This is a genomic window from Aeromonas dhakensis (genome assembly GCF_002285935.1).
Classification (GTDB): Bacteria; Pseudomonadota; Gammaproteobacteria; order Enterobacterales; family Aeromonadaceae; genus Aeromonas; species Aeromonas dhakensis.
The window spans coordinates 1,460,678-1,484,577 of record NZ_CP023141.1 but is presented as its reverse complement, the minus strand read 5'-3'; the positions used below and the strand labels follow the sequence as shown (position 1 = coordinate 1,484,577).

General features: G+C 61.8%; 23 protein-coding genes. 2 read left to right on the top strand and 21 right to left on the bottom strand.

The features are described from left to right. Positions 1–2 precede the first annotated feature (2 nt). The 5 genes from CK627_RS07300 to CK627_RS07280 form a co-directional block, all read right to left on the bottom strand. Positions 3–1,625, bottom strand: a complete 1,623-nt coding sequence (locus tag CK627_RS07300) for an NAD+ synthase (RefSeq protein WP_095592008.1) — start codon at positions 1,623–1,625, stop codon at positions 3–5. A gap of 73 nt (positions 1,626–1,698) precedes the next feature. Continuing rightward, positions 1,699–3,807, bottom strand: a complete 2,109-nt coding sequence (locus tag CK627_RS07295) for a type IV pilus modification PilV family protein (RefSeq protein ID WP_095592007.1) — start codon at positions 3,805–3,807, stop codon at positions 1,699–1,701. Between the two features lie 8 nt (positions 3,808–3,815). Next, complete coding sequence (locus CK627_RS07290; RefSeq protein ID WP_017764001.1) at positions 3,816–4,922, bottom strand: hypothetical protein; 1,107 nt, start codon at positions 4,920–4,922, stop codon at positions 3,816–3,818. 4 nt (positions 4,923–4,926) lie between these two features. After that, a complete protein-coding gene (locus CK627_RS07285) occupies positions 4,927–5,514 on the bottom strand; it encodes a PilW family protein (protein ID WP_095592006.1) in 588 nt (195 codons plus the stop codon). Positions 5,515–5,534: 20 nt separating this feature from the next. Then, complete coding sequence (locus CK627_RS07280) at positions 5,535–6,068, bottom strand: GspH/FimT family pseudopilin (protein ID WP_019839935.1); 534 nt, start codon at positions 6,066–6,068, stop codon at positions 5,535–5,537. A gap of 93 nt (positions 6,069–6,161) precedes the next feature. Between CK627_RS07280 and CK627_RS07275 the strand changes: the two genes are divergently transcribed. Continuing rightward, positions 6,162–6,548, top strand: a complete 387-nt coding sequence (locus CK627_RS07275; protein WP_005308836.1) for a type IV pilin protein — start codon at positions 6,162–6,164, stop codon at positions 6,546–6,548. Positions 6,549–6,552: 4 nt separating this feature from the next. On the opposite strand, the gene tppA is transcribed toward CK627_RS07275, so the two are convergent. The 12 genes from tppA to murJ form a co-directional block, all read right to left on the bottom strand. After that, complete coding sequence (tppA, locus tag CK627_RS07270; RefSeq protein WP_010635132.1) at positions 6,553–6,954, bottom strand: type IVa pilus pseudopilin TppA; 402 nt, start codon at positions 6,952–6,954, stop codon at positions 6,553–6,555. 8 nt (positions 6,955–6,962) lie between these two features. Further along, positions 6,963–10,316 (bottom strand): pilus assembly protein, encoded by a 3,354-nt coding sequence (locus tag CK627_RS07265; RefSeq protein ID WP_095592005.1) that lies wholly within the window; start codon positions 10,314–10,316, stop codon positions 6,963–6,965. A 9-nt stretch (positions 10,317–10,325) separates the two neighbouring features. Beyond that, positions 10,326–10,802 carry a pilus assembly PilX family protein gene (locus CK627_RS07260; protein WP_005308830.1) on the bottom strand — a complete coding sequence of 159 codons (477 nt, stop codon included), beginning with the start codon at positions 10,800–10,802 and terminating at the stop codon, positions 10,326–10,328. Between the two features lie 10 nt (positions 10,803–10,812). Next, on the bottom strand, positions 10,813–11,907 hold the full coding sequence (locus tag CK627_RS07255) for a PilW family protein (RefSeq protein WP_095592004.1): 1,095 nt from the start codon (positions 11,905–11,907) through the stop codon (positions 10,813–10,815). Then, positions 11,904–12,317, bottom strand: a complete 414-nt coding sequence (tppB, locus tag CK627_RS07250) for a type IVa pilus pseudopilin TppB (RefSeq protein ID WP_095592003.1) — start codon at positions 12,315–12,317, stop codon at positions 11,904–11,906. Before tppB ends, CK627_RS07255 begins: the two co-directional genes overlap by 4 nt. Further along, positions 12,314–12,817, bottom strand: coding sequence for a type IVa pilus pseudopilin TppE (tppE, locus tag CK627_RS07245; RefSeq protein WP_005308824.1), 504 nt, complete (start codon positions 12,815–12,817; stop codon positions 12,314–12,316). The genes tppB and tppE overlap by 4 nt, the downstream gene beginning before the upstream one ends. A 254-nt stretch (positions 12,818–13,071) precedes the next feature. Then, positions 13,072–14,007, bottom strand: a complete 936-nt coding sequence (gene ispH, locus CK627_RS07240; protein WP_005308820.1) for a 4-hydroxy-3-methylbut-2-enyl diphosphate reductase — start codon at positions 14,005–14,007, stop codon at positions 13,072–13,074. Continuing rightward, a complete protein-coding gene (fkpB, locus tag CK627_RS07235; RefSeq protein WP_005308818.1) occupies positions 14,007–14,459 on the bottom strand; it encodes an FKBP-type peptidyl-prolyl cis-trans isomerase in 453 nt (150 codons plus the stop codon). The genes ispH and fkpB overlap by 1 nt, the downstream gene beginning before the upstream one ends. Further along, entirely contained in the window at positions 14,456–14,959 is a 504-nt protein-coding gene (lspA, locus tag CK627_RS07230; RefSeq protein WP_010635137.1) for a signal peptidase II, read from the bottom strand. The genes fkpB and lspA overlap by 4 nt, the downstream gene beginning before the upstream one ends. Then, positions 14,959–17,820: an isoleucine--tRNA ligase gene (gene ileS, locus CK627_RS07225; RefSeq protein WP_095592002.1), complete on the bottom strand. Its 2,862-nt coding sequence runs from the start codon at positions 17,818–17,820 to the stop codon at positions 14,959–14,961. Before ileS ends, lspA begins: the two co-directional genes overlap by 1 nt. Next, positions 17,820–18,794 (bottom strand): bifunctional riboflavin kinase/FAD synthetase, encoded by a 975-nt coding sequence (gene ribF, locus CK627_RS07220; RefSeq protein ID WP_005308812.1) that lies wholly within the window; start codon positions 18,792–18,794, stop codon positions 17,820–17,822. Before ribF ends, ileS begins: the two co-directional genes overlap by 1 nt. A gap of 142 nt (positions 18,795–18,936) precedes the next feature. Beyond that, positions 18,937–20,502, bottom strand: coding sequence for a murein biosynthesis integral membrane protein MurJ (murJ, locus tag CK627_RS07215; protein ID WP_010635140.1), 1,566 nt, complete (start codon positions 20,500–20,502; stop codon positions 18,937–18,939). Between the two features lie 191 nt (positions 20,503–20,693). Here murJ and rpsT point away from each other — a divergent pair, with 191 nt between their 5' ends. Next, complete coding sequence (gene rpsT / locus CK627_RS07210; RefSeq protein ID WP_005308808.1) at positions 20,694–20,957, top strand: 30S ribosomal protein S20; 264 nt, start codon at positions 20,694–20,696, stop codon at positions 20,955–20,957. Positions 20,958–21,005: 48 nt separating this feature from the next. Here the strand turns inward: rpsT and CK627_RS07205 are convergent, their stop codons facing one another. The 4 genes from CK627_RS07205 to nhaA are packed head-to-tail and all read right to left on the bottom strand — an operon-like array spanning position 21,006 to position 23,871. Beyond that, positions 21,006–21,308: an ArsR/SmtB family transcription factor gene (locus tag CK627_RS07205; protein WP_167385298.1), complete on the bottom strand. Its 303-nt coding sequence runs from the start codon at positions 21,306–21,308 to the stop codon at positions 21,006–21,008. A 49-nt stretch (positions 21,309–21,357) separates the two neighbouring features. Beyond that, on the bottom strand, positions 21,358–22,290 hold the full coding sequence (nhaR, locus tag CK627_RS07200; protein WP_095592000.1) for a transcriptional activator NhaR: 933 nt from the start codon (positions 22,288–22,290) through the stop codon (positions 21,358–21,360). Then, entirely contained in the window at positions 22,277–22,660 is a 384-nt protein-coding gene (locus tag CK627_RS07195) for a Rossmann-fold NAD(P)-binding domain-containing protein (RefSeq protein ID WP_174704194.1), read from the bottom strand. Before CK627_RS07195 ends, nhaR begins: the two co-directional genes overlap by 14 nt. Before the next feature lie 20 nt (positions 22,661–22,680). Further along, positions 22,681–23,871 (bottom strand): Na+/H+ antiporter NhaA, encoded by a 1,191-nt coding sequence (gene nhaA, locus CK627_RS07190; protein ID WP_017787504.1) that lies wholly within the window; start codon positions 23,869–23,871, stop codon positions 22,681–22,683. Positions 23,872–23,900: the final 29 nt, after the last annotated feature.

The following is a 23,900-nucleotide window of genomic DNA, read 5'->3' as shown; positions in this document are numbered from 1 at the left end:
CCTTACCAGTTCTGTTTGCCAAACCCGGACGTGATGGGGTAACGGCGATCCTTACCAAAGTTGCGGGCCGTGATGCGGGGCCCGACCGCCGCCTGACGGCGCTTGTATTCGTTGAGATCCACGAGGCGGATCACCTTGCGCACCACCGCCTCCTCGAAGCCTTCCGCCACCATGTCGGCCACGGAGGCATCTTCTTCCACATAGCGCTTGAGGATGGCATCCAGGATGTCATAGGGGGGCAGGCTGTCCTGATCCACCTGGTCCGGTGCCAATTCTGCCGAAGGAGGACGGTCGATGACCCGCTGCGGGATCACATAATCGACGGAATTGCGGTATTCGCACAGCTTGAAGACCAGCGTCTTGGGAACATCCTTGAGCACGTCGAAACCGCCAGCCATGTCGCCGTACAGGGTGGCATAGCCCACCGCCATCTCGCTCTTGTTGCCGGTGGTCAGCACGATGCGGCGACGCTTGTTGGAGAGCGCCATCAACAGCACGCCACGGCAGCGGGCCTGCAGGTTCTCTTCGGTAGTGTCGCGGGCAGTCCCTTCAAACAGCGGCGCCAGCTGGGCCATGAAACCCTCGAACATGGGCTCGATGGAGATGATGTTGAACTCCACTCCCATCCGTTCGGCCTGCTCCTTGGCATCCTCCACGCTCATCTGGGCGGTGTAGCGGAACGGCATCATCACCGCCTGCACCTTGTCGGCGCCGATGGCATCGGCCGCAATGGCCAGGGTCAGTGCCGAGTCGATGCCGCCGGAGAGGCCCAGCACGGCACCGTGGAAGCCGTTCTTGGTGACGTAGTCGCGCACCGCCAGTACCAGTGCCTGATAGGTCTCGGCCAAGGGTTCCAGTGGTGCGGCGGGTTCCCGCTCCTTCACCGGCTGGCCATCGGCAAAGCGCACCAGCGCCAGCTCTTCGGCAAAGGGGGCCAGCTTGTGGGTCAGCTCGCCCTGGCTGTTGAACACCTTTGAGCAGCCATCGAAGATCAGCTCGTCCTGACCGCATACCTGGTTGAGGTAGATGAGCGGCAGACCGGTATGATCGCAGCGCTCGGCCATCAGCTCGCGGCGGATCCAGGGTTTTTCCTGATCGTAGGGCGAGGCATTGATGGTGAGCAGCAGCTCGGCCCCAGCGGCCTTGGCGGCCAGCGCCGGCCCCGGCTGCCAGAGATCTTCGCAGATGAGCAAGCCCAGCTGATGACCACGGAAGGGGACCACGCAGGTCTCGGTTGCCGCGGTGAAGTAGCGCTTCTCGTCGAAGACCCCGTAGTTGGGCAGATCCTGCTTGAAGTAGCGTGCGACCAGCTGCCCCTGTTCATAGAGGGAGGCGGCGTTATAGAGCGCCTCCCCTTCACGCCAGGGGTGACCCACCAGAATGGCGCAAGCCCCCTGCCATGCCGCGATGCGGGTCAGCGCGGCCTCAACCCGGATCATCAGATCGGCGCGCAGCAGCAGATCTTCCGGCGGGTAGCCGGTCAGGGCCAGTTCGGAGCAGACCAGCAGATCGGCGCCTTGCCGGTCGGCTTCGGCGGCTGCCGCCAGCACCTTGTCACAGTTATCTTCGATGGCGCCTACCGTCAGATTCAACTGGGCAAGCATCAGAGAGAGGGCTTTTGCCATGGCGATGCATCTTGAATTCGAAAATGATGGGGAATGATAAAGAAAAGGCGCTGGCTGTGCCAGCGCCCAAGACTCAGGGGGTACAAGTCAGGCTGCTCGCGTTGGTCACGCCGTTGTCCACCAGCAGGCCACAGGGCCCGGTGATCACCTGACCGCTGGCGGGCGGTGTCATGGCGATGCTCAACGACGCCGGTTTCAGCAGATAGGTGGTGTTACCCTGGGCACTGTAGGAGAAACTCACCACCAGGCTGCTGTTTTGTGCCGCCGTGCAGACATAGGTGGCCGGCTGGTTGTTGGCCTGGGGCTTGTCGATGCGACAGGTGGCCCCCGTGGTGGTGGTGGTCACGCTCAACCCGTTGAAGGTGTTCTTGTTGCACGCCGTGGGGGATGGGTCCTTGTTGCTGACCTTCTCCAGACACTCGATCCGCCCCGACACGGTCAGGGTCGGTACGGTTTGGGCGCTGGTATCGATCGCTACCGGCATGCTGGCGCTCTTGGCTTCACTCTGATCCACTGGAGAGATGAGCGAGGCAGTGATCCCCGAGTTGCCTTGATAGGCGGTCACCTTGATCGACGCGCTCTGCAACACGTTGGAGGCATCCTTGGTGCTCTTCTTGGCAGACAGGTAGCCGCGACTGTAGCTGCCGAAGTAGTAGTTGTTGAGATCGACCACCGTCTTGACCGTCTCGTTGGTCACCCCCACATAGTCGGAGACACTGCCGGTCAGCTGGCCACTCAAGGGCACCAGACTCCACTCGGCCAGCATGGTCAGGTTGATATCCTGGAATGGCACCCTGGCCAGCAGATCCTGCGAGGTCAGGTCGAGTGCGGCCAGATAGGTGGGCGAGAGCACATCCACATAGATGCCACGCGCGATCAGCTGGGCCGTGCCCGTGCTCATGGTGACCTTGGTCGTGGTGTCTCCCCCCGCCGCTGCGTTGGCTGGCAACCAGTCGGCAAACTCGGTGATGGTCGGTGGCGTGGCGGTGGGGTTCGCGGTCCAGTTGAGGGTATTCTTCTGCCAAGTGATGTAGGTGGTGACCACGTACTTGATGTAATTCTGGTAGCTGGTCTGATTGGCCGTCTTGGCGAGGAAGTCGGCGCTGGTCACTATGACTTTGATCAGGTTCCACTCTGGCAGAGGGCGATAATAGCCATCGAGCCGGACGAAGCGGCAGGCATCCACATAGTCGCCACTGTTGACCGAGGTGAGCGAGCTGTTATAGCGCTGCCTGTTGGTGTGCAGCGGGGAGTAGAACTGATCAAAGCTGCTGCCACTGCCATCGAAGTGGTTCTTGCAGCAACTGGTGCAGAGGGTGGGTTGATCCTTGACGCTGCTGTTGAGGATGCCGGTCTGCTTGGTGACCTGGGAGCCGACGCTCCAATAGAGCAGATTGCTGTCGGTCAGGATCGCCTGGCCCGGCAGGTAGGCATTGACGCTCGAGCCGTAACTGCAAGAGCAGGAGACCGAAGCCAGATCCTGCAGCACCTGCTGGGTGTTGCCGCCGTTGTCGGGCTTGTAGGTGACCGTCTCGAACTGCACCAGCTTGCCGACGGTGCCATCCTTGGAGGTCACCGTCGGCAGCGGTTTGCTGGTCTCCTGCTTGCGCCCTTCCTGATCGATCTGGATGGAGATGACGTCCGGCGCCACCCCCGGGGTATAGACCACCTGGGGTGGCTCGCGACTGGTATCGAGCCCGCCATTCAACTGGTTCTGGGCCAGTGACTCTGCCGGCGACACTGCACCGGCCAATAACAGCGAGATCGGATTCCCGTCATTGTCGCTCCAGCTGACGGTCACGTTGACCACCTTGCGACCCGGGTAGGACTGCAGGTATCCCGCCGGGACAGTGGTCTGCCAGATCGTACCATTCCAGTACTGGTTGTTGACGGTCCAGCTCAGAGTATAGGTCCCGCCGCCGTCGGCGGGGGTGACGGTACTGGTGCCCGCCGCAATGCTGTTATAGGCCGTGAGCGGAGAGACGGCACTCACCACGCCGTTGAAGGTACGAAAATCATCGAGTTTCGACTCGGCCAGCCGCATCGCCACCTCATAGCGCCGCCCATCCTGGGAGGCCCCGAGGATCCCGCGCGACATGGCCACCAACCCGGCCACCCCCACCCCGAGCAGAACCAGGGTGATCAAGATCTCCAACAGCCCGAATCCCTTGTGCGGTTTCATGTTCGCTCCTACCAGTCCCGCCAGCTACCGGGCACTAGGTTAATGATCTGAAATGCGGCTCCATTCTCGATATTGCTCAGCACCGCCTGGTCGTACTTGGCGTCGAAGGTCCCGTTGGCGGTCTTGCCCAGTTGGTAGTTGGCAACCACAGCGCCATTGACGATGGCGCCCCCCTTCAGGCTGATATCGTTGGTAGCCGTGGCGGGAGTAGAGGAGTAGGCGAACACCAGCCCATAGAGGGTGGCGTTGCCGTTGACCATCAGATCCCCGTTGCGCACGATAAGTACCACAGGTGCGGCAACCGAACCGATCGAACCGCCCGGCTTGCAGTCCCCATCGACGATGATGAGCCCACGGGAGGCGGTCGACAACGAATCGCAATTGGTCAGCATCTGCACTGCCCGCGACTCCAGATTGGCCCACCCTGTTGCATCGTCATTCTCGTTGAACAGATACCAGACCAGGTCGCTTGGGAAGGCGGTATCGTTGTCCTTGATGTCCGACTGCTTGTCCCCCTTCTGGCTGATGTAGGCACTGCACCCTCCGCTGTAATCCCCCTGATGGCAGGTCTGACCGGAACCATTGGTCAGATCCACATTACCATTGGTCCAGATGGAGAGCGGCACGCCAGGCCCGCCCCCGTTGGGATTGGCCACCACGGTAAAGTTGCCGGAAACGGCCATGCCACCGGCAACCGTCAGAGGGGCGGCCGGGGTGCCAGCCAATACGCTGACCTTGATTGTCTTGATCTCCACATCGGCATTGGCAGTACTGTCAACCAGGGTAGCCTGGGCTCGCACCCTGACCGGCGTCACGCTCGCCCCGCCCACGGTCACGGCTGTGTCGTCCAGCGCAAACAGGGTATAGGTACCGGCCGACACAGTGACCGACACGCCACTGCTGGCGCTACGCCAACTTGCGTCCTGTGCCAAGCGGCCGACCCCGTCGGATAAACCCAGTTCGGCCAGGGCCAGCGCCTGTCGATACTGCACCTCGTTGAGGCTGACACGGCGGTCAGACACCATCAGCTTGCCCACCAGCAGCGAGATGCTCAGCAACATCACAGTAAGCAACAAGGTAACGGTGAAGGTGGTAAAACCAAGATGACGTTGCATGACATCAATACCCGTCGTTGCGCAGCTTGATATCACGCTGCAGAGTGAGTTTGAGTGCGGTGTTGGCCTTGAACTGGCCCGATATGTTCAGCCGCACCGTCCGTGCACCTGACGAGACGCTGCCACTCAACAGCGAGAAGGTGAGATCCGTAATTTCGATGGTATTGTCGGTACTCAGCAGGCTACCGGTGCTGCAAGTGGTGCCGAGCTGCACCCCTTTGTCGGCACTGTCGTAGCTGTAGATATAGGTTTCATCAGCCCCAAGCACGCCGTTGTTATCATCATCGTATTTCAGCCTGATGCAGCGATAAATCTTGGAGCCTGTGACCGTCTCATTCATCAGATCGCTGCTGGTATCGAAATAGAAAGGAGATCTGGTTCCCGATGCCGCGCCGAGAAAGGCTGTCGCCCCCTGATCATAACCGGTGCGCTGCACGTCACGGGCGATCATGTCGGTGACGCTCTGCAGCTCCTGATTGAGGCGGCTCACCTGCATGGAGGTTTGATTGACCCTGAGGATGGTGGCAAACAGGGATGTCACCGCGGCGACCAGCAGCAGGCCTGCGACCATGGCAACCATCAGCTCCACCACATTGAATCCCCTTGGTGCTCTCAACATGCAGGCACCCCACTGACATTGCTGACACCGCAGGTACGCACACGTCCGACATTGTTGGTCTTGACCTGCATGGAGTAGGTACCGGATGAGATGGCAATATTCCCCGCCGTCAGGGAGGACCTTCTGGGAGAGATACTCAGGGGTCTGATGTTGCTGGCCGATTCACTGTAGCTGGCGACCAGGCTGATACCGGGATATTCACTGGCATCGCCCCCCTTGCGCCCCTCAATACTGGAGCAGTGATCGCTGCAACTGTTGCAGCTGCCATCAATAAAAATGCGATAACACCAATTGCTGGTGCCGCTGTTGAAGATGATGAATTGCAGGGTGCGGTTACGCTTGATGGCCTCGGACTTCAGCAACATCACATCCGTATACACCGCCTGGGTGGCGGCCTTGACCATCTGCTCCTGGCGCAGGGATTGATAACTGGGAATCGCAACGGTCAGCAGCAGAGCGACCAGAGACAGGGCGACCATCAGCTCTATCAGGGTAAAACCGGCGGATCTGCCCTTTCTGCCTTCCATCGTTCAAGACTCCTTTCTTTTTGCACATGCCAGTAGAGCACACCGTCAGTACTATCCTATAGTATCAACCTGTTTCACGAAGCATGCCGCCCCATGAAAGCCAAACAGTCCGGAATCACGCTGCTGGAACTGCTCGTTGCAGTCGCCATCGTCGCCATCATTGCATCCATCGCCTACCCCAGTTTCAGCGACGGTTTGCGCAAATCCCGTCGAGCCGAGGCGTTCAAAGGCTTGCTCAGCATGCAGTTGAAACAGGAAGAGTTCAGAGTCTCCAACACCAGCTACGGCACGACCCCGTCCCAGGTGGGCAATCCCACCAGCAGCTACTACGACTTCACCATCTCCGGGGCTACCGCAACCACCTACACCCTGATCGCCACCAGCAAGGGAGCGCAGGTGGGCGACAAGAGCGGCAGCACCGCCTGCGATACCCTCACCCTCAACAAGGCTGACATCAAGACCCCGGCAGCCTGCTGGTAACGCATTACCAGCACTCGGCGGCCGTCATGCTGGCCATCGACACCCCCTGCTGCCCCCCCTGATCCAGGGTCAGCAAGCCGCAGGGGTCGCCGTTCATCACTCCGGTCGGGATCGCCGTCAGGGTATAGCGGGCGCCGCTGGCATTGAGCGCCAGATTGTAATAGGCAGCCCCGCCATCCCTGGGCAAGGTGGCCAGTCCGGCTGAGGCCAGATTGCCGCCATCATAGTTGCCATCGGCGGTAAACTGCCGCTCCATGTATTGCGCCGCCTCTAGCAGGGCAGCCTTGGCCTCGGCCCGCTTGGCCGATGCCATGTAGCTGTTGTAGCTGGGGTAGGCAATCAGGGTCAGAATCGCCATCACGGCTACCGCAATCATCAGCTCCAGCAGGGAAAATCCACGCGCCATCTCCACCTCTACTCCAGTTGCAACCAGGACTGGCGACCCCCAAGGTCACCCGCCCCCTCTTCCAGGGTGACCGAGATATTGCCGCTGGAACCGCTGATGTACTTGCGCTCCATGTCGGCATCCTCCACCACGCTCGGCGTCGTGGTGAGCTCGTCAAACTGCTTGCCGCTGACCGGCACCTTGATGTCGTTGCCGCCGCTGTCCTTGATCCCCACATAGTCGTCATCGTTGACGGCTCCATCGCCATTGACGTCGAACACCGAGTAGCTCAGACGTGCCCCCGATACGGGATCCAGCTCCATCAGCCAGGAGCGTCCACCAAAGTCACAGGCATCCGCCGAGGGGATCAGGGTATTGAAGATCAGCCGTTTGTTGCGGTAGAGCATCTCCGAAACGGCTCGCTCCCCTACCCCCTTGCTCAATGCTGGGGACTTCAGTACCAGATACCACCCTTTCTGACTGGTGTAGTTGACCGCCGTGTTGGAGACCACCCTCACGTTGAACTTGATGGTGGTGCCATTGGCGGAGTATTCGTGAGTGATGCTCTGCTGCTGCAACTGGCTGGCGAGCACGGTCGCCCCCGCATCCCAAATGCCGTAGACGGCCTCCAGCCTGGGGGTTGCCGGCAACAGCTTGTCGTCATTGGTGAAATAGCTGCCGGTTCCCATCAGCACCATGATCCCCCCCTTGGGGTGGCGGATGGCCAACGGGCGCATGGTGATGGGTTGGCGCGTGCTGGCAGAGCAGGTCCCGTTGCACGCCTGAAACAGCGGTTTTGGCTTGTTGCCGGTCTTGAAGGCGCTCCCCCACTGGGCGCTGTTGTTGTCGGTCAGGTCGAATTTCCACAGATTGCCCTGCAGATCGCCGGCATAGACATAGTCCGCCACCCGATCGCCGTCCTCGTCTACCGGCAGTGGGGATGAGAGGCCATTGGGTTCGCTGGCCGAGCCCACCTGGGTATCTATCTCCTTGATCACGGCGCCGGTCGCCAGATCCAGCACAAACAGCCGGGCGGTCTGGCTGGTGCTGTTGTAGCCGTTGGCCACCAGCGCCACCCATTTGTTGCCGGACTTCACCCGGACCAGGGTCGGCGCAGCCAGCGCTACCCCCATCTCGGCGTTGGTAAACTCCCACAACATCTTGTCGGCGGTGAAGTTGTCGGGGGCCGTCACGTCGATGGCAAAGACCGCCTTGCCTCCCGCGCCGGTCGACCCCAGCAGCACGGTTTTCCAGCTGCTGCCAAGATAGGCATCCCCCACCTTGGGCGTACCGTCCACATAGTAGCGGTGGCTGTAATCCGGCTTGGTCAGCAGGCTCAGATCCCCCAGCAGGCTGGCCGGGATATAGCCCAGCGTCTCCACCCCGTTGGCGACCCGAAAACCGTGCAGCATGCCGTCATTGGCCCCCACGTAGAGCATGGGTGTGCGGCGACTGATGGCCGTCGAGCCGAGGAAACTCTGGTAGCCCTCCCGCTCGGCCTGGATCAGGCCGGTGGCGCTGCCATAGCCGTAGTCCCGGTTACCGACATAGACGGGATCCGAGTTGATGATGTCCCCCAGCAGGTCGCTGCGGCTGCGAAACAGGCCGCCATTGCTCTGCTCACGGCTGCGATCACCGCGCAAGTAGGCGACCCGGTTTTCCCCCTGGTTGTCACCGGCGAGGTTGAACAGGGCGCGATTGGTGGCGTTGAGATCGGCCCAGGTGAAAGGAATGCCGACCCCGTTCTGGCGAGTGAAGAGGCTGCGGGCGGTATAGGCAGGGATCTGGGTTGCGGCATCCCAGGCCATGTTGCCCAGCGAGCCGTCGCTGTTGAGCGGAATGGAGATGAGCTGCCCGGACCAGTCGCCACTGTTGTAGCGGGCCTGATAGATGTGGGTATTGCTGTCCAGCCGGGTGGCGTTGGCGGTCACCGAACTGGCGGAGCTGTTGCGTGCCGCGATCTGGGCCAGGGTACTGCTCAGGGCCGCGGCAAAGACGTCGGGGTCACCCGCGCTGAAGAAGCTGCCCTTGCTGTTGAGCGCCGCGTGCCACAGGTCATCGATCTTGTACTCCGGAATGTAGGTCGCGTTCTTGTACTCCTTGTCATCCGGATCATGGGGATTGGGCCAGCTGTTCGGGATGCCGTTGGCCGGATTGAGCGACCCGTTGACCCCGAGCCCCACGGTAAAGTTGACCAGATGCTGCCAGTTGGCGGGATCTGCCGTGCTGGTCGGCACCTTGTCGGCCAGATCGGCACGCAGGTCTGTTTTCCAGTACTTGTAGGCCACGTCGGCCAGGGTATTGCTGTAGCCATCCTTGTCCAGATCCCCCACTGAGGGGGTATCCCCGTTCCAGTAGCCATCGGTCATCAGGATGTTGTAGCTCTGCCGGCAGGTGAGGTGGGGCAAGGTGCTGCCGGCGCTGGCCGCCCAGGGGCCATTGTTGTCGGTGCGGGAGAAATACTCCCCCACATCCTTCAGGCTGGTGCGCAGCGGCGTGCCGGCGGCCGGAATGTCGCGGCTGTAGAGGTCGCTGAAAAAGGCGCTGCGATCGGTGCCGGAGAAGGGCGCCACCCCGCGGATCACGCTGCCGCTGGCATTGATGGTGGCAAACCCCACCCGCAGGGCCTGTCCCTGACTGGCGAAGGCACGACCGACCCCGGCCCGGGCCGCCAGGATCCGGGAGCGATAGTAGGTGTACCAGTTGGCGAAGTTCTGAATCTCCTCCTCATAGGTACAGACAGGAGCACTCTTGCAGTCGCTGCGATTGGGACGCCCGCCATAGGTGCTGCCCGACTTTATCTCGACCCGGGTATAGCTGCTCGCCCTCTTTACGTCACCGCTGCCCTTGTAGGCGAAATAGACGGCGGGCCAGAAGGTCTCGTCATCGTTGTAGTCGCTGGAGGAGAACCCGGTGTAGTAGCGCAACGACTTCGAGCGGTTGTTCTTGGTCAGGTCGCGACAGCCGGCGGCGGTGTTGAAGGGGTTGTGCGGCGCGCAGCTGATGCTGGCATTCGCCATCAGGGTACCGTCCGCCTTGGCCCATGGGCGGTAGCTCAGCAAGGGGTTATAGTAGAGCTTGTTGTTGTTGCTCGAGCGGGTGTAGGCGTTGCGATCGTTGTTGCTGGTGAAGGTCACGGTCCGGTTGTCATAGTCCTCGCTGCCATAGACGTTGTCGGCACGGGGATAGACGTAACGAGCGCTGTTTTCGATCAAATCCTCCGGCATCAGTTCGAAGTGCATCGAGCCGGAGTCATCCAGACTGAACATGATGTTGGGTTCGGCCCGGGTGCCGAGATAGAGGGGAACCTGGGCGATGTCGAGCGCCGCCTGCACCTGGGTGCAGAGCAACAGGGCGCAAAATCCGTAGCCAGATGCACGCATGGTTCCCTCCTAGCGGCTGTAGGTCGATTGCAACAGCACCCGGCTCTCGTCCGAGAGGCCGAATCCCCGAGCCGTGATGCGATAAAGACGACGCTCGCTGATGGGCTCGTCCACCGCCAGACTCTCGTTGCTGCTCTGGGTGTAGGGCAACCGCTCGATGAAGTACTCTGGGGCCCGTCCCGCCAGCCCGCTATTGGCATAGGTCCGCCAGGCCGTGGAGGGAGAAGCGGGATCCACCGCCACGCTGACGAACTCATAGAGGCCGGCGCTGTTGTCGTAGGGGCCTGAGTTGCCCGCCTCCAGATAGCGCTCGGCAGCGCGCAGTGCCGCCTCCGCCGCCTGCAGCGCCTGTTGCGACTCCTTCTGGTTGCCCGCCATCTTCTCCTGCAGCAGGGCGCTCTGCATGCTGGCCATCGCCAGCAGGCTCACTACCGCGAGAAAAATCAGGCTGATCACCAGTGCCATTCCCCCTTGTCGCCCCATCATGCCTCCCTCCTCATGGCAGCCGGTTGCGCAAGGCGACCGTGGTTTCGGCCACCCAGTACCAGTGGCTGTCGGTTGCCTGGAAGGTAGCGCCGGCGAAGCTGATGGCCTGCGGATCCGACACCACATTGCCCTGGTTGCTGCGCATCAACAGCTGAACGCCGATCCCCAGCACGTTGTCCCAGTTCGGGTTGCTGGCGGCACTCACGTAACGATCCGCCGCCCGATCCCGGTTCTGATCCTCACCGAAGGTCAGCTGGATGTCGGTGACCCCGTCCACCAGCAGCATGCCTGCCCCCAGTCCGCTCTTGCGATAGAGGGCATAGGGCGCGCCGGCCGAGGGGCGGGCGATGTAATAGACCCGGGTTTCCATCCGGCTCAATACCGAGCCGGCGCCGAAGCGCTCCTCGACCGGGCTGCTGGCCCCGCCCCAGGAGCTGACGGCATTGCCCGGGGTGTATTTGTTGTCGTTGGAGTGGCCGATGTTGACCTCGCTGCCCCCTCCCACCACCTGGGTCTGGGTGATCTGGAAGATCCGCGCCTTCTGGCAGTCGGAGACCATGACGATGTCCCCCTCGCACAGGTCGCTGTAGCCCTGCTTGCCGGTGCCGCAGTAGTTGGCCTTGTTGGAGAGTTGTTGCACGAACAGCTGGGCCGCGCTGTTGTTGCGGGTCACCGGCACACCGCTGCCGGTAGGCCCCTGCACCAGCAGCACGTCGGTTCCCGGCTTGGGTTTGGGCTCGGCCGCGGTAAACAGGGCTGACAGCGGCGCAGGCAACGTCGCCGTGACATTGTCATAGCCGCGCAGATAGACGGTGAAGTTGTAGGGCAACGCCGTCGCTCCGTTGAGGGTATTGGTGATGTTGACCCCCTGCTTGCTGAGGCAGCCCTGGTAGCCCACCATCCGCAGCTCTTGTTGCAGCAGGTTGACGGCAAACCGGCTGTCCTCCTGCACCCGGGCGATGGCCTCACCGGTCAGGTAGGTTTTGTGGTTGCCAAGCAGCACCTGGATGATGACCCCGACCGTCAGCAGCGACAGCAGCAGGGCGATCATCACCTCCACCAGACCGACACCGGCCTGGCGCAGCAAGGTGCGCCCCCCGTTCACAGATCGGTCCTCAAGGTCATGCTGCGCAGCGCAGGCTCGGTGGCCAGCCGGCTGGCATCCCACTGGATGGTGATGGTCGCCTGTCCGGCACTCACGGCAATGGCCCCATCACAGCCGGGCAGGCCGCCGAGCGCCTGTTTCCAGTACTGCACATCCTGTATCGCCATCGAACTGCCGGAGACCGCCTCCCCCAGGCCGACGTTGTACTGGCCGAGCAGAGCCGCGCTGCGGTTGGCCCGCATCATGTCGGTGATCATGTAGGCAAACTGGGTCGCCTCGGTCCGGGTCAGGGCCGACTGGTTGCTCTTGAGTGCCTGCAACTGCAGGGTCGCCATGCCGAGGATGCCGATCGACAACACCAGCACGGCGATCATGATTTCAAGCAGCGAGACGCCTTGCTGGTGCTTCATATGCAGCTGGTCTCCGTGATTGAAGGGCGGCCGGCCGGGGTGATAGTGATGTCGCGCGATGCCTCCTGCGCGCAGTCGGGCGGCTGCAGGGAAAATACCAGCGCCGCCTGGGCGCGACCATCGAGAAAGCCATTGCCACTGAAACGTACCAGCGACGTATTGCTGACCAGGGTGCCTGCCCCCATGTCGGGAAAGAGTCGCAGCAACTCGCCGTTGTCCAGGGTGCCGTTGCCGTTGCTGTCGACCCAGATCTGCCAGCCCGATTCCCAGTGGTTCTGGGTCAGGTTGCTGGTGGAGGCGGAGAGAGTGACCGCCGTATTGCGGCGAATGGCTTCGGAGCGGGCAAGGTTGATGGCGGCCACGAAGTTGTTGGCCTGGCTGGTCAACGTCATGTTGCGCATTATCGCGCTGAAGGAGGGGACTCCCAGCGTCAGCAGGATAGAGACGAGCGCAATGGTGACCATCAGCTCGATGAGGCTAAAACCTGAACGCAAAAACATCCTGTTTCGCTCTGATTTTGTCGGGGGGCCGGCTGCACATCCATCTGCCATCAAGCCGGTGATAAGTTCATCAGCAGTCTAGGCCGCGAACCTTCGCTTGCAATTCAATCTACTCAAATCTTGGACATACATCATCAAATTTCGCTGCGATCTCACGGCAAAGCGGCCAACAAGAGCCATAAGAATCACCCATGAAAAAGCCACCTCGCTGGAGGTGGCTCAAAGACGGTGTAGTCCCGCAAGGGACGCATCACTCACAGGATGCGCAGTTCCGGCGGCACTTCAAACACCACGTTCTCTTCACGACCGGGGTGTTCGGCCACCACCTTGCCGCCCAGCTCGCGCAGACGGGTGATGACGGACTGCACCAGCACCTCGGGGGCGGAGGCACCGGCGGTGACACCGATCGCCTTGACTCCCGCCAGCCAACCGGCCTCGATCATGGAAGCGTCGTCGATGAGGTAGGCCTTGGCGCCCACCTTCTCGGCCAGCTCCCGCAGGCGGTTGGAGTTGGAGGAGTTGCGCGATCCCACCACCAGCATGGCGTCCACCAGCCCGGCCATCTCCCGCACCGCATCCTGGCGGTTCTGGGTGGCGTAGCAGATGTCATCCTTGCGCGGCCCCTGGATCTTGGGGAAGTGCGCCCGCAACGCATCGATCACGTCCGAGGTCTCGTCCACGCTGAGGGTGGTCTGGGTGACGAAGCAGAGATCGTCCGGGTTCTTCACCTTGAGCCTGGCCACGTCTGCCGGCGTCTCCACCAGATACATGCCGCCCTCGCGATTCTCGTACTGCCCCATGGTGCCGATCACCTCGGGGTGGCCGGCGTGGCCGATGAGCACGGCTTCGGAGCCCTTGCGACTGGCGCGATGGACCTCCATGTGCACCTTGGTCACCAGCGGACAGGTGGCATCGAACACCTTGAGGGCGCGGGACTTGGCCATCTCGCGCACCGCCTTGGAGACGCCGTGGGCGGAGAAGATGACGATGCTGTCGTCCGGCACCTCATCCAGCTCCTCGACGAAGACGGCGCCCGCCTCCTTGAGCTTGTTCACCACGTAGCGGTTGTGCACCACTTCATGGCGGACATAGATGGGGGCACCGAACTTCTCCAGCGCGCTCTCGACGATGCTGATGGCGCGGTCGACACCGGCACAGAAGCCGCGGGGATTTGCGAGCAGGATATCCATCAGTGCACCTTCTCCTCGTCATCAACCCCCAGGATCTCCACCTCGAAGGTGACGGTGTGACCGGCCAGGGGGTGGTTGAAATCGACCGTCACCGACATCCCTGCCACCGCCCGGACGATACCCGGCAGCTCGCTGCCGTTGGGCTGGTCGAACAGGATGATGGTGCCGACCTTGGGCTCCACATCGGCGCCGAACTTGGCGCGGTCCAGATGGTAGATGTTGTCGGGGTTGGAGAGGCCGAACGCCTCTTCCGGCGCCAGGGTGAAGCTCTTGCTCTCCCCTTCGCGCAGCCCCAGCAGGCACTGCTCGAAGCTCGGCGTCAGGCTGCCGTCTCCCATCCGCAGACGGGCCGGCTTGCCGTGCAGCGCCGTGCTGTCGGCCACCGAGCCGTCTTCCAGCTTGATGGCGAAATGGAACAGTACGCTGCTGTCCGCAGCAATCAGCTGGCTCATGAGTTCGCGTCCTGTTTTTTCTCGCCACGCAAGCCGTCCAGCACGATCATGGCGGCACCGATAAAGATGAAGCTGTCGGCCAGGTTGAACGCCGGCCAGTGGGCGCGCTGCCAGTAGAAGTCGAGGAAGTCGACCACATGACCCAGCACCAGCCGGTCAAACACGTTGCCGAGCGCCCCGCCGATGATCAGGCTGTAGGCGATACCGCTCCAGCGCTGGGTGACCGACTGCTTGCGCAGCCAGTAGATCAGCAGGCCGCAGATGGCGAACGCCAGTACGGCGAAGAACCAGCGCTGCCAGCCCCCCTGATCCGCCAGGAAGCTGAAAGCCGCCCCCTTGTTGTAGACGTGGACCAGGTTGAAGAAGGGGGTGATCTCCACCCCCGGGTAGCCAAACGGCAGCAGCTTGACCACGGCGAGCTTGCTCGCCTGGTCCAGTACGAAGGCCAGCACCGCCAGCCACAGCCAACGCAGGCCGCTTTTATGTTGAGTCATGTTCATCAGGCAAATTGACGAGTTTCGCCGTCACCCTCGACGTTGGTGACGCAGCGGCCACAGATCTCTTCATGGCCCGCAATGGTGCCCACGTCTTCCACATGGTGCCAGCAGCGGTCGCACTTGGCGGCGGCAGACTGGGCCACGCTCAGCCACAGGTCATCGCGCTCGGTTGCCACGGCCTCAGCCGGTGCGGCATCGACGCTGACCACCTTGGCCTTGGAGGTGAGCAGCACGAAGCGCAGCTCATCGGCCAGGGCGTTCAGACGCGCCGCCAGCTCAGGCTTGGCGAACAGGGTCAGTTCGGCCTGCAGAGAACCGCCGATGCGCTTCTCGCCACGGGCTACTTCCAGCGCCTTGTTCACTTCACCGCGCACGGTGAGGATCTCGGCCCAGAACTCGTCGTTCAGCACTTCGCCCGCTTCCAGCCCGAACAGGCCGTCGTACCACTCCTCGGTAAACACGAACTCGCCGCGCTCGCCCGGCAGCAGGGCCCAGATCTCGTCGGCAGTGAAGCTCATGATGGGCGCCATCCAGCGCACCATGGCTTCGGCGATGTGATAGAGGGCGGTCTGGCAGGAGCGACGGGCCAGGCTGTCGGCCTTGGCGGTGTACTGACGATCCTTGATGACGTCCAGATAGAAGGAACCCATCTCGATGGAGCAGAACTGCATCAGCTTCTGGGTCACACCGTGGAAGTTGTACTCGTCGAACGCCGCCACGATCTCGGCCTGTACCGCCTTGGCACGGCCCACCGCCCAGCGATCCACCACCACCATGTCGGCCGGTGCCACCATGTCGGTCGCCGGATTGAAGCCGTTCAGGTTGGCCAGCAGGAAGCGGGCGGTGTTGCGGATACGGCGATAGGCGTCGGCGGAGCGCTTGAGGATCTCGTCGGAGACGGTCATCTCGCCGGTGTAGTCGGTGCTGGCGACCCACAGACGCAGGATGTCGGCACCCAGCTTGTTCATCACGTCCTGCGGGCTCACCACGTTGCCGATGGACTTGGACATCTTGCGGCCCTGACCGTCCACGGTGAAGCCGTGAGTCAGCACCTGGTTGTAGGGGGCCTTGTCCTTCATGGCAACGCCGATCATCAGGGAGGACATGAACCAGCCACGGTGCTGGTCAGAGCCTTCCAAATACATGTCGGCCGGCTTGCCGTTGAACTCGGGACGGGCGTCGACCACGGAGGCGTGGGTAGAGCCGGAGTCAAACCAGACGTCCAGGGTATCGGGCACTTTCTCGTAGTTGTCGGCGTCCGCGCCCAGCAGCTCGGCCTTGTCCAGATCCCACCAGGCCTGGATGCCGGACTGCTCGACCCGCTTGGCCACCTCTTCCATCAGGCGCACGGAATCCGGGTGCAGCGCCTGGGTATCCTTGTGGACGAACAGGGAGATGGGCACGCCCCAGGTACGCTGACGGGAGATGCACCAGTCAGGACGGTTCTCGACCATCGCCTGGATGCGATTCTTGCCCCAGGCCGGGACCCAACCGCTCTGGCCGTGTTCGGCGATGCCCTGAGTCTCGATACGCTCGATCTCTTCCAGGGCGCGCTTGCGCAGACCCTTCTGCTCCATGCTGATGAACCACTGGGGGGTGGCACGGAAGATGATCGGGGTCTTGTGACGCCAGCAGTGCGGGTAGGAGTGGTTGAACACCTTGTGGTGCAGCAGGGCGCCACGCTCGGTCAGCACCTCGACCACGGCCGCATTGGCCTTGAACACGTGCTGGCCGGCAAACAGTTCGGTATCCGGCAGATAGACGCCGTTGCTGCCAACCGGGTTGGCCACTTCCAGACCGTACTTCTGACCGACCACGAAGTCTTCCTGACCGTGGCCAGGGGCGGTGTGCACCGCACCGGTACCGGCGTCCAGGGTGACGTGATCACCCAGCACCACAGGCACGTCGAAGCTGTAGAAGGGGTGGTTGAAGCGCAGCAGCTCGAGCGCCGCGCCCTTGGCGTAGCCCAGGTTGTGGAAGTGCTCGATGCCGGCGCGATCCATCACGTCCTTCACCAGCTCGGCGGCCAGGATCAGACGCTCGGGATTGTCACTCTCGACCTGTACCAGTGCATAGTCGAGATCGGCGTGCATGGCGATGGCGCGGTTGGCCGGCAGGGTCCACGGGGTGGTGGTCCAGATCACGGCAGAGAGGGGTCCCTTGCCGGTGTGGCCTTCGGCGCAGTCAAACTTGGCGGCCACGGCAGCCTCGTCGACGGCCTTGAAGCGCACGTCGATGGAGGGGGAGTTCTTGTCGTAGTACTCCACCTCGGCTTCAGCCAGCGCGGAGCCGCAATCGGTACACCAGTGCACCGGCTTGGAGCCTTTGTGCAGGTGGCCGTTTTCAACGATCTTGGCCATGGAGCGGATGATGTTGGCTTCGGTGCCAAAATCCATGGTCAGGTAGGGGTGTTCCCAGTCACCCAGCACGCCCAGACGGATGAAGTCGGTCTTCTGCGCTTCGATCTGGGTCTTGGCGTATTTGCGGCACTCGGCGCGGAACTCGGCGGCGGAAACCTTCTCGCCCGGCTTGCCGACCATGCCTTCCACTTTCAGCTCGATGGGCAGACCGTGGCAATCCCAGCCTGGCACGTAGGGGGAGTCGAAGCCGGAGAGGCCCTTGGACTTGATGATGATGTCTTTGAGGATCTTGTTGACCGAGTGACCGATGTGAATGCTGCCGTTCGCATAGGGGGGGCCATCGTGCAGAATGAACGAAGGCTTGCCCGCTTTGGCGCGGCGAATGGCGCCGTAAAGATCCTGATCGTACCAACGTTTCAGCATGTTGGGTTCGCGTTTGGCCAGATCGCCACGCATCGGAAACTCGGTTTCCGGAAGATTCAGGGTGTGTTTATAGTCGCTCATCAGTCCTGGGTTCCCTTCTTTTCTAAAAGAGTGCTGGGTAAATGAAATTGTGGCAGCCCGAACCAGGCTCGGGCCGCCAGGGCATCTCGTTCGATCTGCTCTTTCAAGGCGGTGAAAGAGGCAAACTTCTGCTCTTCGCGCAGCTTGTGGCGAAGCAGCACCTTGACCTGTTGACCATAAAGGTCGCCAGAAAAATCAAATAGATGTACTTCCAATCTGGCTTGTGTACCGCTCAAGGTCGGCCGTACACCCACATTGGCGACACCGGGGAAGGTCTTGCCGGAACATATCACTTCCACCGCGAACACGCCACCGACCGGGATCACCTGACGCTTGAGGGCCAGATTGGCGGTGGGAAAACCTATGGTGCGGCCCAGCTTTTCACCGTGAGCCACCCGACCGCTGATGGTATAGGGACGGCCAAGCATCAGCTCCACCTCCGCCATCCGGCCAGCCGCGAGGGCCTCGCGCACCAGCGTGCTACTCACCCGCTGACGGGACAACTGGAAGCTCTGGGTGCTGATCACCTCGAAGCCGAAGCGCCGGCCGGCCTCCTCCAGCAGGTGGAAGTCCCCTTCCCGCCCCTTGCCGAAGCGAAAATCGTCGCCGACCACCAGATAGTGCACGCCGAGTTTCTCCACCAGCAGCTGCTCGATGAAGGTGGTGGCGGACTGCTCGGCAAAGCGGTGGTTGAAGCGCACGCAGAGCATGCGATCGATCTGCATCCCCTTGAGCGCCTCGTACTTCTCCCGCAGGCGGCTGAGGCGGGCCGGCGCCGCGGCCCCGGCAAACAGCTCCAGCGGCTGGGGTTCGAACAGCATGACGCAGGCCGGCAGGCCGAGCTGGGCGGCCTTTTCCTGCAAGCGAGCCAGCACGGCATGATGACCCTGATGGACCCCATCAAAGTTGCCAATGGTCAATACACACCCCCGGTGACGGGGCTTGATATTGTGAATACCGCGGATAAGCTCCATCAGTGCCTTGTGCTTTGCTGCTATGAAAATCGCCGGATTATATATCAGGCGGCACGCCGGGTCAGCCCTGTTGCTGACCCGATTTCAGCCGCTCCGCCCCGACAACAGGTTCAGGCGGGGCTATCTCGCCGCAGGGGCTGACTCAGTCGTCCCGCCCCGCTCTCAGATCTCTTGGCCGGATCCCAAGCGCCAGCAGGACACCGGCATAGATGGCCCCCCCCACGACCAGCAGCATGGCCAGCTGCATGGTCGCCTTGCTCATGTGCCAGGCGCCCCACTGGGCCAGATCCGGCGAGAGGTACAAGAGCACGCCCCCCATCAGCAGGCTGGCGGTCAGCAGTTTGAGACAGAATACCCCGGTGTGACGGGACGGGCGGTAGACGCTCTGCTGATGGAGCCCCCTGAACAGCAAAGCCGCGTTCAGCGTGCCCGAGCAGGCGGTCGAGAGGGCCAGCCCCACGTAGCCGAGCGGATAGATGAAGAGCAGGTTGCAGACCATGTTGGCCGCCATCGAGATCATCCCGATCCGCACCGGCGTGCGGGTATCCTGGCGGGCGTAGTAGCCCGGTGCCAGCACCTTGATCAGCATCAGCGACAGCAAGCCCGTGGTCGATGCCAGCAAACTGGCGCTCGACATGCTCACCTCGTGCAGGCCGAACTCGCCGCGCATGAACAGCACCCGCAGGATGGGCTCGCGCAGCACGGCGATGCCCACCATGGCCGGCAGGCCGAGCAGCATCACCATCCGCACCCCCCAGTCCATGGTACGGGAGAAGTCGGCCGGGTCGGCATCCACGTGCTTCTTGGCCAGCGCCGGCAGAATGACGGTGCTGATGGCGACGCCGAACATGCCGAGCGGGAACTCCAGCAGCCGATCCGAGTAATAGAGGTAGCTGATGGCACCGGTCGCCAGGAAGGAGGCGAGCATGGTGTTGACCAGCAGGTTGATCTGGCTGACCGAGACCCCGAACAGGGCCGGGATCATCAGGGTACGGATCTTCACCACCCCCGGGTGGTGCCAACCCCACTTGGGCCACACCAGCATGTTGAGCTGGCGCAGGAAGGGGAACTGGAACAGGAACTGCACCAGACCGCCGAGGAAGACACCGATGGCCAGCGCCAGCTCGGGGTTGTCGAGCCAGGGTGAAATCCACCAGGCGGCGGCAATCATGGTGATGTTGAGAAAGATGGGGGTAAAGGAGGAGACCCCGAAGCGACCGAAGGTGTTGAGAATGGCCCCCGCCATGGCGGTGAAGGTGATGAACCAGAGGTAGGGGAAGGTGATCTTGAGCATCAGGCTGGCCATCTCGAACTTCTCGGCCGCCGGCCCGCCGTGCAGCCAGTCCCAGAACCAGCCCCAACCAAACAGGGCGGTCAGCACGCCTGACCCCAGCACCCCGAGCAGGGTGACCACGGTAACGATCCCCCCCAGGGTGCCCGCCACCGCAGCCAGCAACTCGCGCACTTCGCTCTCGTCGCCTTTTTTCTTGTACTCCGTCATCACGGGAACAAAGGCCTGGTTGAAGGCACCTTCGGCGAACAGGCGGCGCAGAAAGTTGGGAATGCGGTTGGCAAAGAAGAAGACGTCTGCGGCCACCCCGGCGCCAAGCAGATTGGCGATGACCACATCGCGAACCAAGCCCATCACGCGGGACGCCAACGTCATTCCGGACACTATCATGCCGGATTTGATCAATTTCTTACTCAAGACGAGGCCTCTGGAACTGTCGGAATGAAAAGAATGCTGATAGAATCGGCCGACAGTTTAACCGTCTCCCACCTGACACACCACCGGGGGGCGGTGTTTATTTGCACAAATCATTTGACAATATGTGGTTGAGAAGGCATATTTCCGGGCCTTTTCAATACACTCGCTAAGACAGTTTTAGGAGTTTTACCTTGGCTAACATCAAATCTGCTAAGAAGCGCGCTCTTCAGTCAGAGAAACGTCGTCAGCACAACGCCAGCCGTCGTTCCATGACCCGTACCTACCTGAAGAAAGTCATCGCTGCCATCGCCTCCGGCGACAAGGCTGCTGCGACTGCCGCTTTCGCTGTTGCTCAGCCGATCATGGATCGTATGGCGACCAAAGGCCTGATCCACAAGAACAAAGCTGCTCGTCACAAGAGCCGCCTGTCTGCCCAGATCAAAGCTATGGCTTAATCAGCGTCTGCTGATAAAGCTGAAAAAACCGGCCTTTGTGCCGGTTTTTTATTTCTGTTCGCAGCAGTACAACTTGTGCAGCAACCCTATCATCTCGCGCACCTCGTAGCTGCGCAGCGAATAGTAGACCGTCTGGGCCTCCTTGCGCGTCTCCACCAGTTCATCCCGCCGCAGCACGGCCAGGTGTTGTGACAACGCCGACTGACTCAGACCAAGCCGCTCGTTGAGCTCCCCCACCGACAGCTCCCGCTCCAGCAGCTGACACAGGATAAACAGCCGCCGTTCATTGGCCAGCGCCTTGAGCAGTGCCACCGCCCGGCTCGCATTGGCCTCCATCTCTTCCAGTTGCATCTCATTCCCTCTCGTTCGAGGCAAGAATCATACTCTGTGGCCCGTCAATTTAAAATGACAGGGTTGCCGGTTGAATCGTGGCAAAGTCCTCCTGGCCGGCAAACAGGAAGGAGAAATCACTCTCGCACACCCGTTTTACCGCCGGGTGCTGGATCATCCGCTCGGCGAAGATGACGTAGTACTCCTCCATCAGATCCTGGGTCTCGCCCAGCAGCATCACCCCCTCCCCTTCCAGGATCTCCTCCCGGTAGATGGTGGGTGCCATGAAGATGCCCTGGTTGAAGAAGCCGAACGCCTTCATCAGGGCCGCATCGTCAAACTCGCCGAGAATGCTGGGGGAGACCCCCTGCTGCTCGAACCACTGGGTCAGCTGACGACCCATGGCGGTACGCCGGCCGGGGATCAGCAGCTTGCGCTCCTCCAGACAGGCGGGAAACGGCAGCGATGGCAGCGGCGCCTTGCAGAAGAAGCTGACCCCGCAACCACCAAGTCGCTTGGAGAGCAGGCCGGCGTGCTGGCTGGAGTCCACCGGGCAGTCGGAGAGGATCATGTCGAGCTTGTGTTCGCTCAGCTGCTCCAACAACAGCTCGTGGGTCGATTCGAAGCAGCGCAGGTGGATGGAGCCATCATTGGGGATGACGGAGAGCAGCACCCGGCTGGCGAGGCGTTTGGAGAGGGCGTCTGCGATGCCGACGTCGAACAGGATCTGGCTCTCCTTGCGGTAGTTGACGATATCCAGCATCTCGTAGGAGAGGCTGAACATCTTGTCGGCATAACGGAACACCAGCTGGCCCAGCTCGGTCGCCTCCAGGGAGCGTCCCTTTCTTATCAGCAATTTGCCGCCGAGGCGCTGCTCCAGCAGCTTGATCTGGCCGGTGACGGTCTGCGGGGTCAAAAAGAGGGCTTCCGCCGCTTGCGTGACGGAGCCCTTCTTCTGGGTCATCCAAAAATAATAGAGATGGTTGTAGTTAAGGTGTGACATCCGATGGGGTTCCCGCCTGGCGCGGGCTCCGGTAGCAACTGAGTTCAGCCGCCAGAATGTCATACATGTCGCTGATCGAGTCAACCTTGTTCGCGCCGAACTGCTCCTGCAGGTGGGTCTTGAGGCTGACCGGATCCGGCATCCGTTCCCCGCAGTAGCGCTTGTTGGACTGCTTGACCCGCTCGCCGGCCCGGCTGCTCAGCGCCCGCTCGGCAAAGGTCTCGCCAAACTGCGCCTTGGCCTGCTTGTCCCCCAACAGCAGGGCGCTGTCGACCACGCCGCTGAGGTAGGCCGAGCAGCTGGCCGAGGCTGCATCCTGCTGGCAATCCTGCAGACTGCCGGCCCAGGCCGCCTGGCTCAGCGCCAGCATGACCAACCATCCGACTCTTTTCATAACCCCTCCGTGCTTTGATCGGCCTCCCGGTTCGGGAGCGCCATGCGCAGGGCGAGATAACCGACTACCGCCGCCAGGGTGGATCCCACCAGGATCCCGAGGCGAGAGTAGCTGCCGTAATCCAATCCGCCGTGCTCGAAGGCCAGCGAGGCGATGAACATCGACATGGTAAAGCCGATGCCGCACAGAATGCTGACCGCAAAGATCTGCCTGAAGTTGACCCCGGGTGGCAGTTGGGCAATGCCCAGCTTGACCGACAGCCAGCTGATAGTGAACACCCCGAGCGGCTTGCCGATGAACAGCCCCAGCATGATGCCCATGGGCACCGGGCTCAGCAGGGAGGAGAGACCTATCCCCTCCAGCGACACCCCGGCATTGGCAAAGGCGAACAGCGGCAGGATCAGGTAGGCACTCCAGGGGTGCAGGGCATGCTCCAGATGCTTGAGTGGCGACTCATAACGCTTGCCGTTGAGCGGGATCATGAAGCCCACCACCACGCCGGCCAGGGTCGCATGGACGCCCGACTTCAGCACCGCCACCCAGAGCACCAGCCCGACCAGCATGTAGAGGCTGATCCGATCCTCGCCGCGGCGATTCATCCACAGCAGGGTCAAGGTCGCCAGGATGCCGATCGCCAGCGCCGTCAGCGACAGCTGCTGGGTGTAGAACAGGGCGATGATGATGATGACCCCCAGGTCATCCATGATGGCCAGCGCCAGCAGAAACACCTTGAGGCTGACCGGCACCCGCTTGCCGAGCAGCGCCATCACCCCGAGAGCAAAGGCGATGTCGGTAGCGGCGGGAATGGCCCAGCCGGCACGCGCCACTTCGTCCGAGTAGTTGAAGAAGGCATAGATCAGGGCCGGCGCCAGCATGCCACCCACCGCCGCGATGGCCGGGAAGGTGGCCTGCACCCGGGAAGAGAGGGCCCCTTCCAGCATCTCGCGCTTCACCTCGAGGCCGACCAGCAGGAAGAAGACAGCCATGAAGCCGTCGTTGATCCAGAGCAGCAGCGGCTTGTTGATGTCAAGGGCGGCAATGCGCACCTGCACCTGGGTATCGAGGAAAGCCTGATAGCTGCCGGCCAGGCCGCTGTTGGCCAGGATCATGGCCAGCATGGCTGCCATGATCAGAATTATTCCGGAGGCGGCCTCCAGCTTGAGGAACTTCTTGATTACGTCGCTCATGGTTAAAATATCCACAGTCTTACTTTTAT

Bases quoted from the DNA above. Each gene is read 5' to 3' on its own strand.
- tppA (WP_010635132.1), bottom strand. From the start codon at position 6,954: ATGGCGCGTGGATTTTCCCTGCTGGAGCTGATGATTGCGGTAGCCGTG.
- CK627_RS07300 (WP_095592008.1), bottom strand. From the start codon at position 1,625: ATGGCAAAAGCCCTCTCTCTGATGCTTGCCCAGTTGAATCTGACGGTA.
- ribF (WP_005308812.1), bottom strand. From the start codon at position 18,794: ATGGAGCTTATCCGCGGTATTCACAATATCAAGCCCCGTCACCGGGGG.
- fkpB (WP_005308818.1), bottom strand. From the start codon at position 14,459: ATGAGCCAGCTGATTGCTGCGGACAGCAGCGTACTGTTCCATTTCGCC.
- nhaR (WP_095592000.1), bottom strand. From the start codon at position 22,290: ATGTCACACCTTAACTACAACCATCTCTATTATTTTTGGATGACCCAG.
- CK627_RS07290 (WP_017764001.1), bottom strand. From the start codon at position 4,922: ATGCAACGTCATCTTGGTTTTACCACCTTCACCGTTACCTTGTTGCTT.
- CK627_RS07295 (WP_095592007.1), bottom strand. From the start codon at position 3,807: ATGAAACCGCACAAGGGATTCGGGCTGTTGGAGATCTTGATCACCCTG.
- CK627_RS07260 (WP_005308830.1), bottom strand. From the start codon at position 10,802: ATGATGGGGCGACAAGGGGGAATGGCACTGGTGATCAGCCTGATTTTT.
- lspA (WP_010635137.1), bottom strand. From the start codon at position 14,959: ATGAACATGACTCAACATAAAAGCGGCCTGCGTTGGCTGTGGCTGGCG.
- nhaA (WP_017787504.1), bottom strand. From the start codon at position 23,871: ATGAGCGACGTAATCAAGAAGTTCCTCAAGCTGGAGGCCGCCTCCGGA.
- CK627_RS07275 (WP_005308836.1), top strand. From the start codon at position 6,162: ATGAAAGCCAAACAGTCCGGAATCACGCTGCTGGAACTGCTCGTTGCA.
- tppE (WP_005308824.1), bottom strand. From the start codon at position 12,817: ATGTTTTTGCGTTCAGGTTTTAGCCTCATCGAGCTGATGGTCACCATT.
- CK627_RS07195 (WP_174704194.1), bottom strand. From the start codon at position 22,660: ATGCTGGCGCTGAGCCAGGCGGCCTGGGCCGGCAGTCTGCAGGATTGC.
- ileS (WP_095592002.1), bottom strand. From the start codon at position 17,820: ATGAGCGACTATAAACACACCCTGAATCTTCCGGAAACCGAGTTTCCG.
- tppB (WP_095592003.1), bottom strand. From the start codon at position 12,317: ATGAAGCACCAGCAAGGCGTCTCGCTGCTTGAAATCATGATCGCCGTG.
- CK627_RS07280 (WP_019839935.1), bottom strand. From the start codon at position 6,068: ATGGAAGGCAGAAAGGGCAGATCCGCCGGTTTTACCCTGATAGAGCTG.
- CK627_RS07205 (WP_167385298.1), bottom strand. From the start codon at position 21,308: ATGCAACTGGAAGAGATGGAGGCCAATGCGAGCCGGGCGGTGGCACTG.
- CK627_RS07265 (WP_095592005.1), bottom strand. From the start codon at position 10,316: ATGCGTGCATCTGGCTACGGATTTTGCGCCCTGTTGCTCTGCACCCAG.
- ispH (WP_005308820.1), bottom strand. From the start codon at position 14,007: ATGGATATCCTGCTCGCAAATCCCCGCGGCTTCTGTGCCGGTGTCGAC.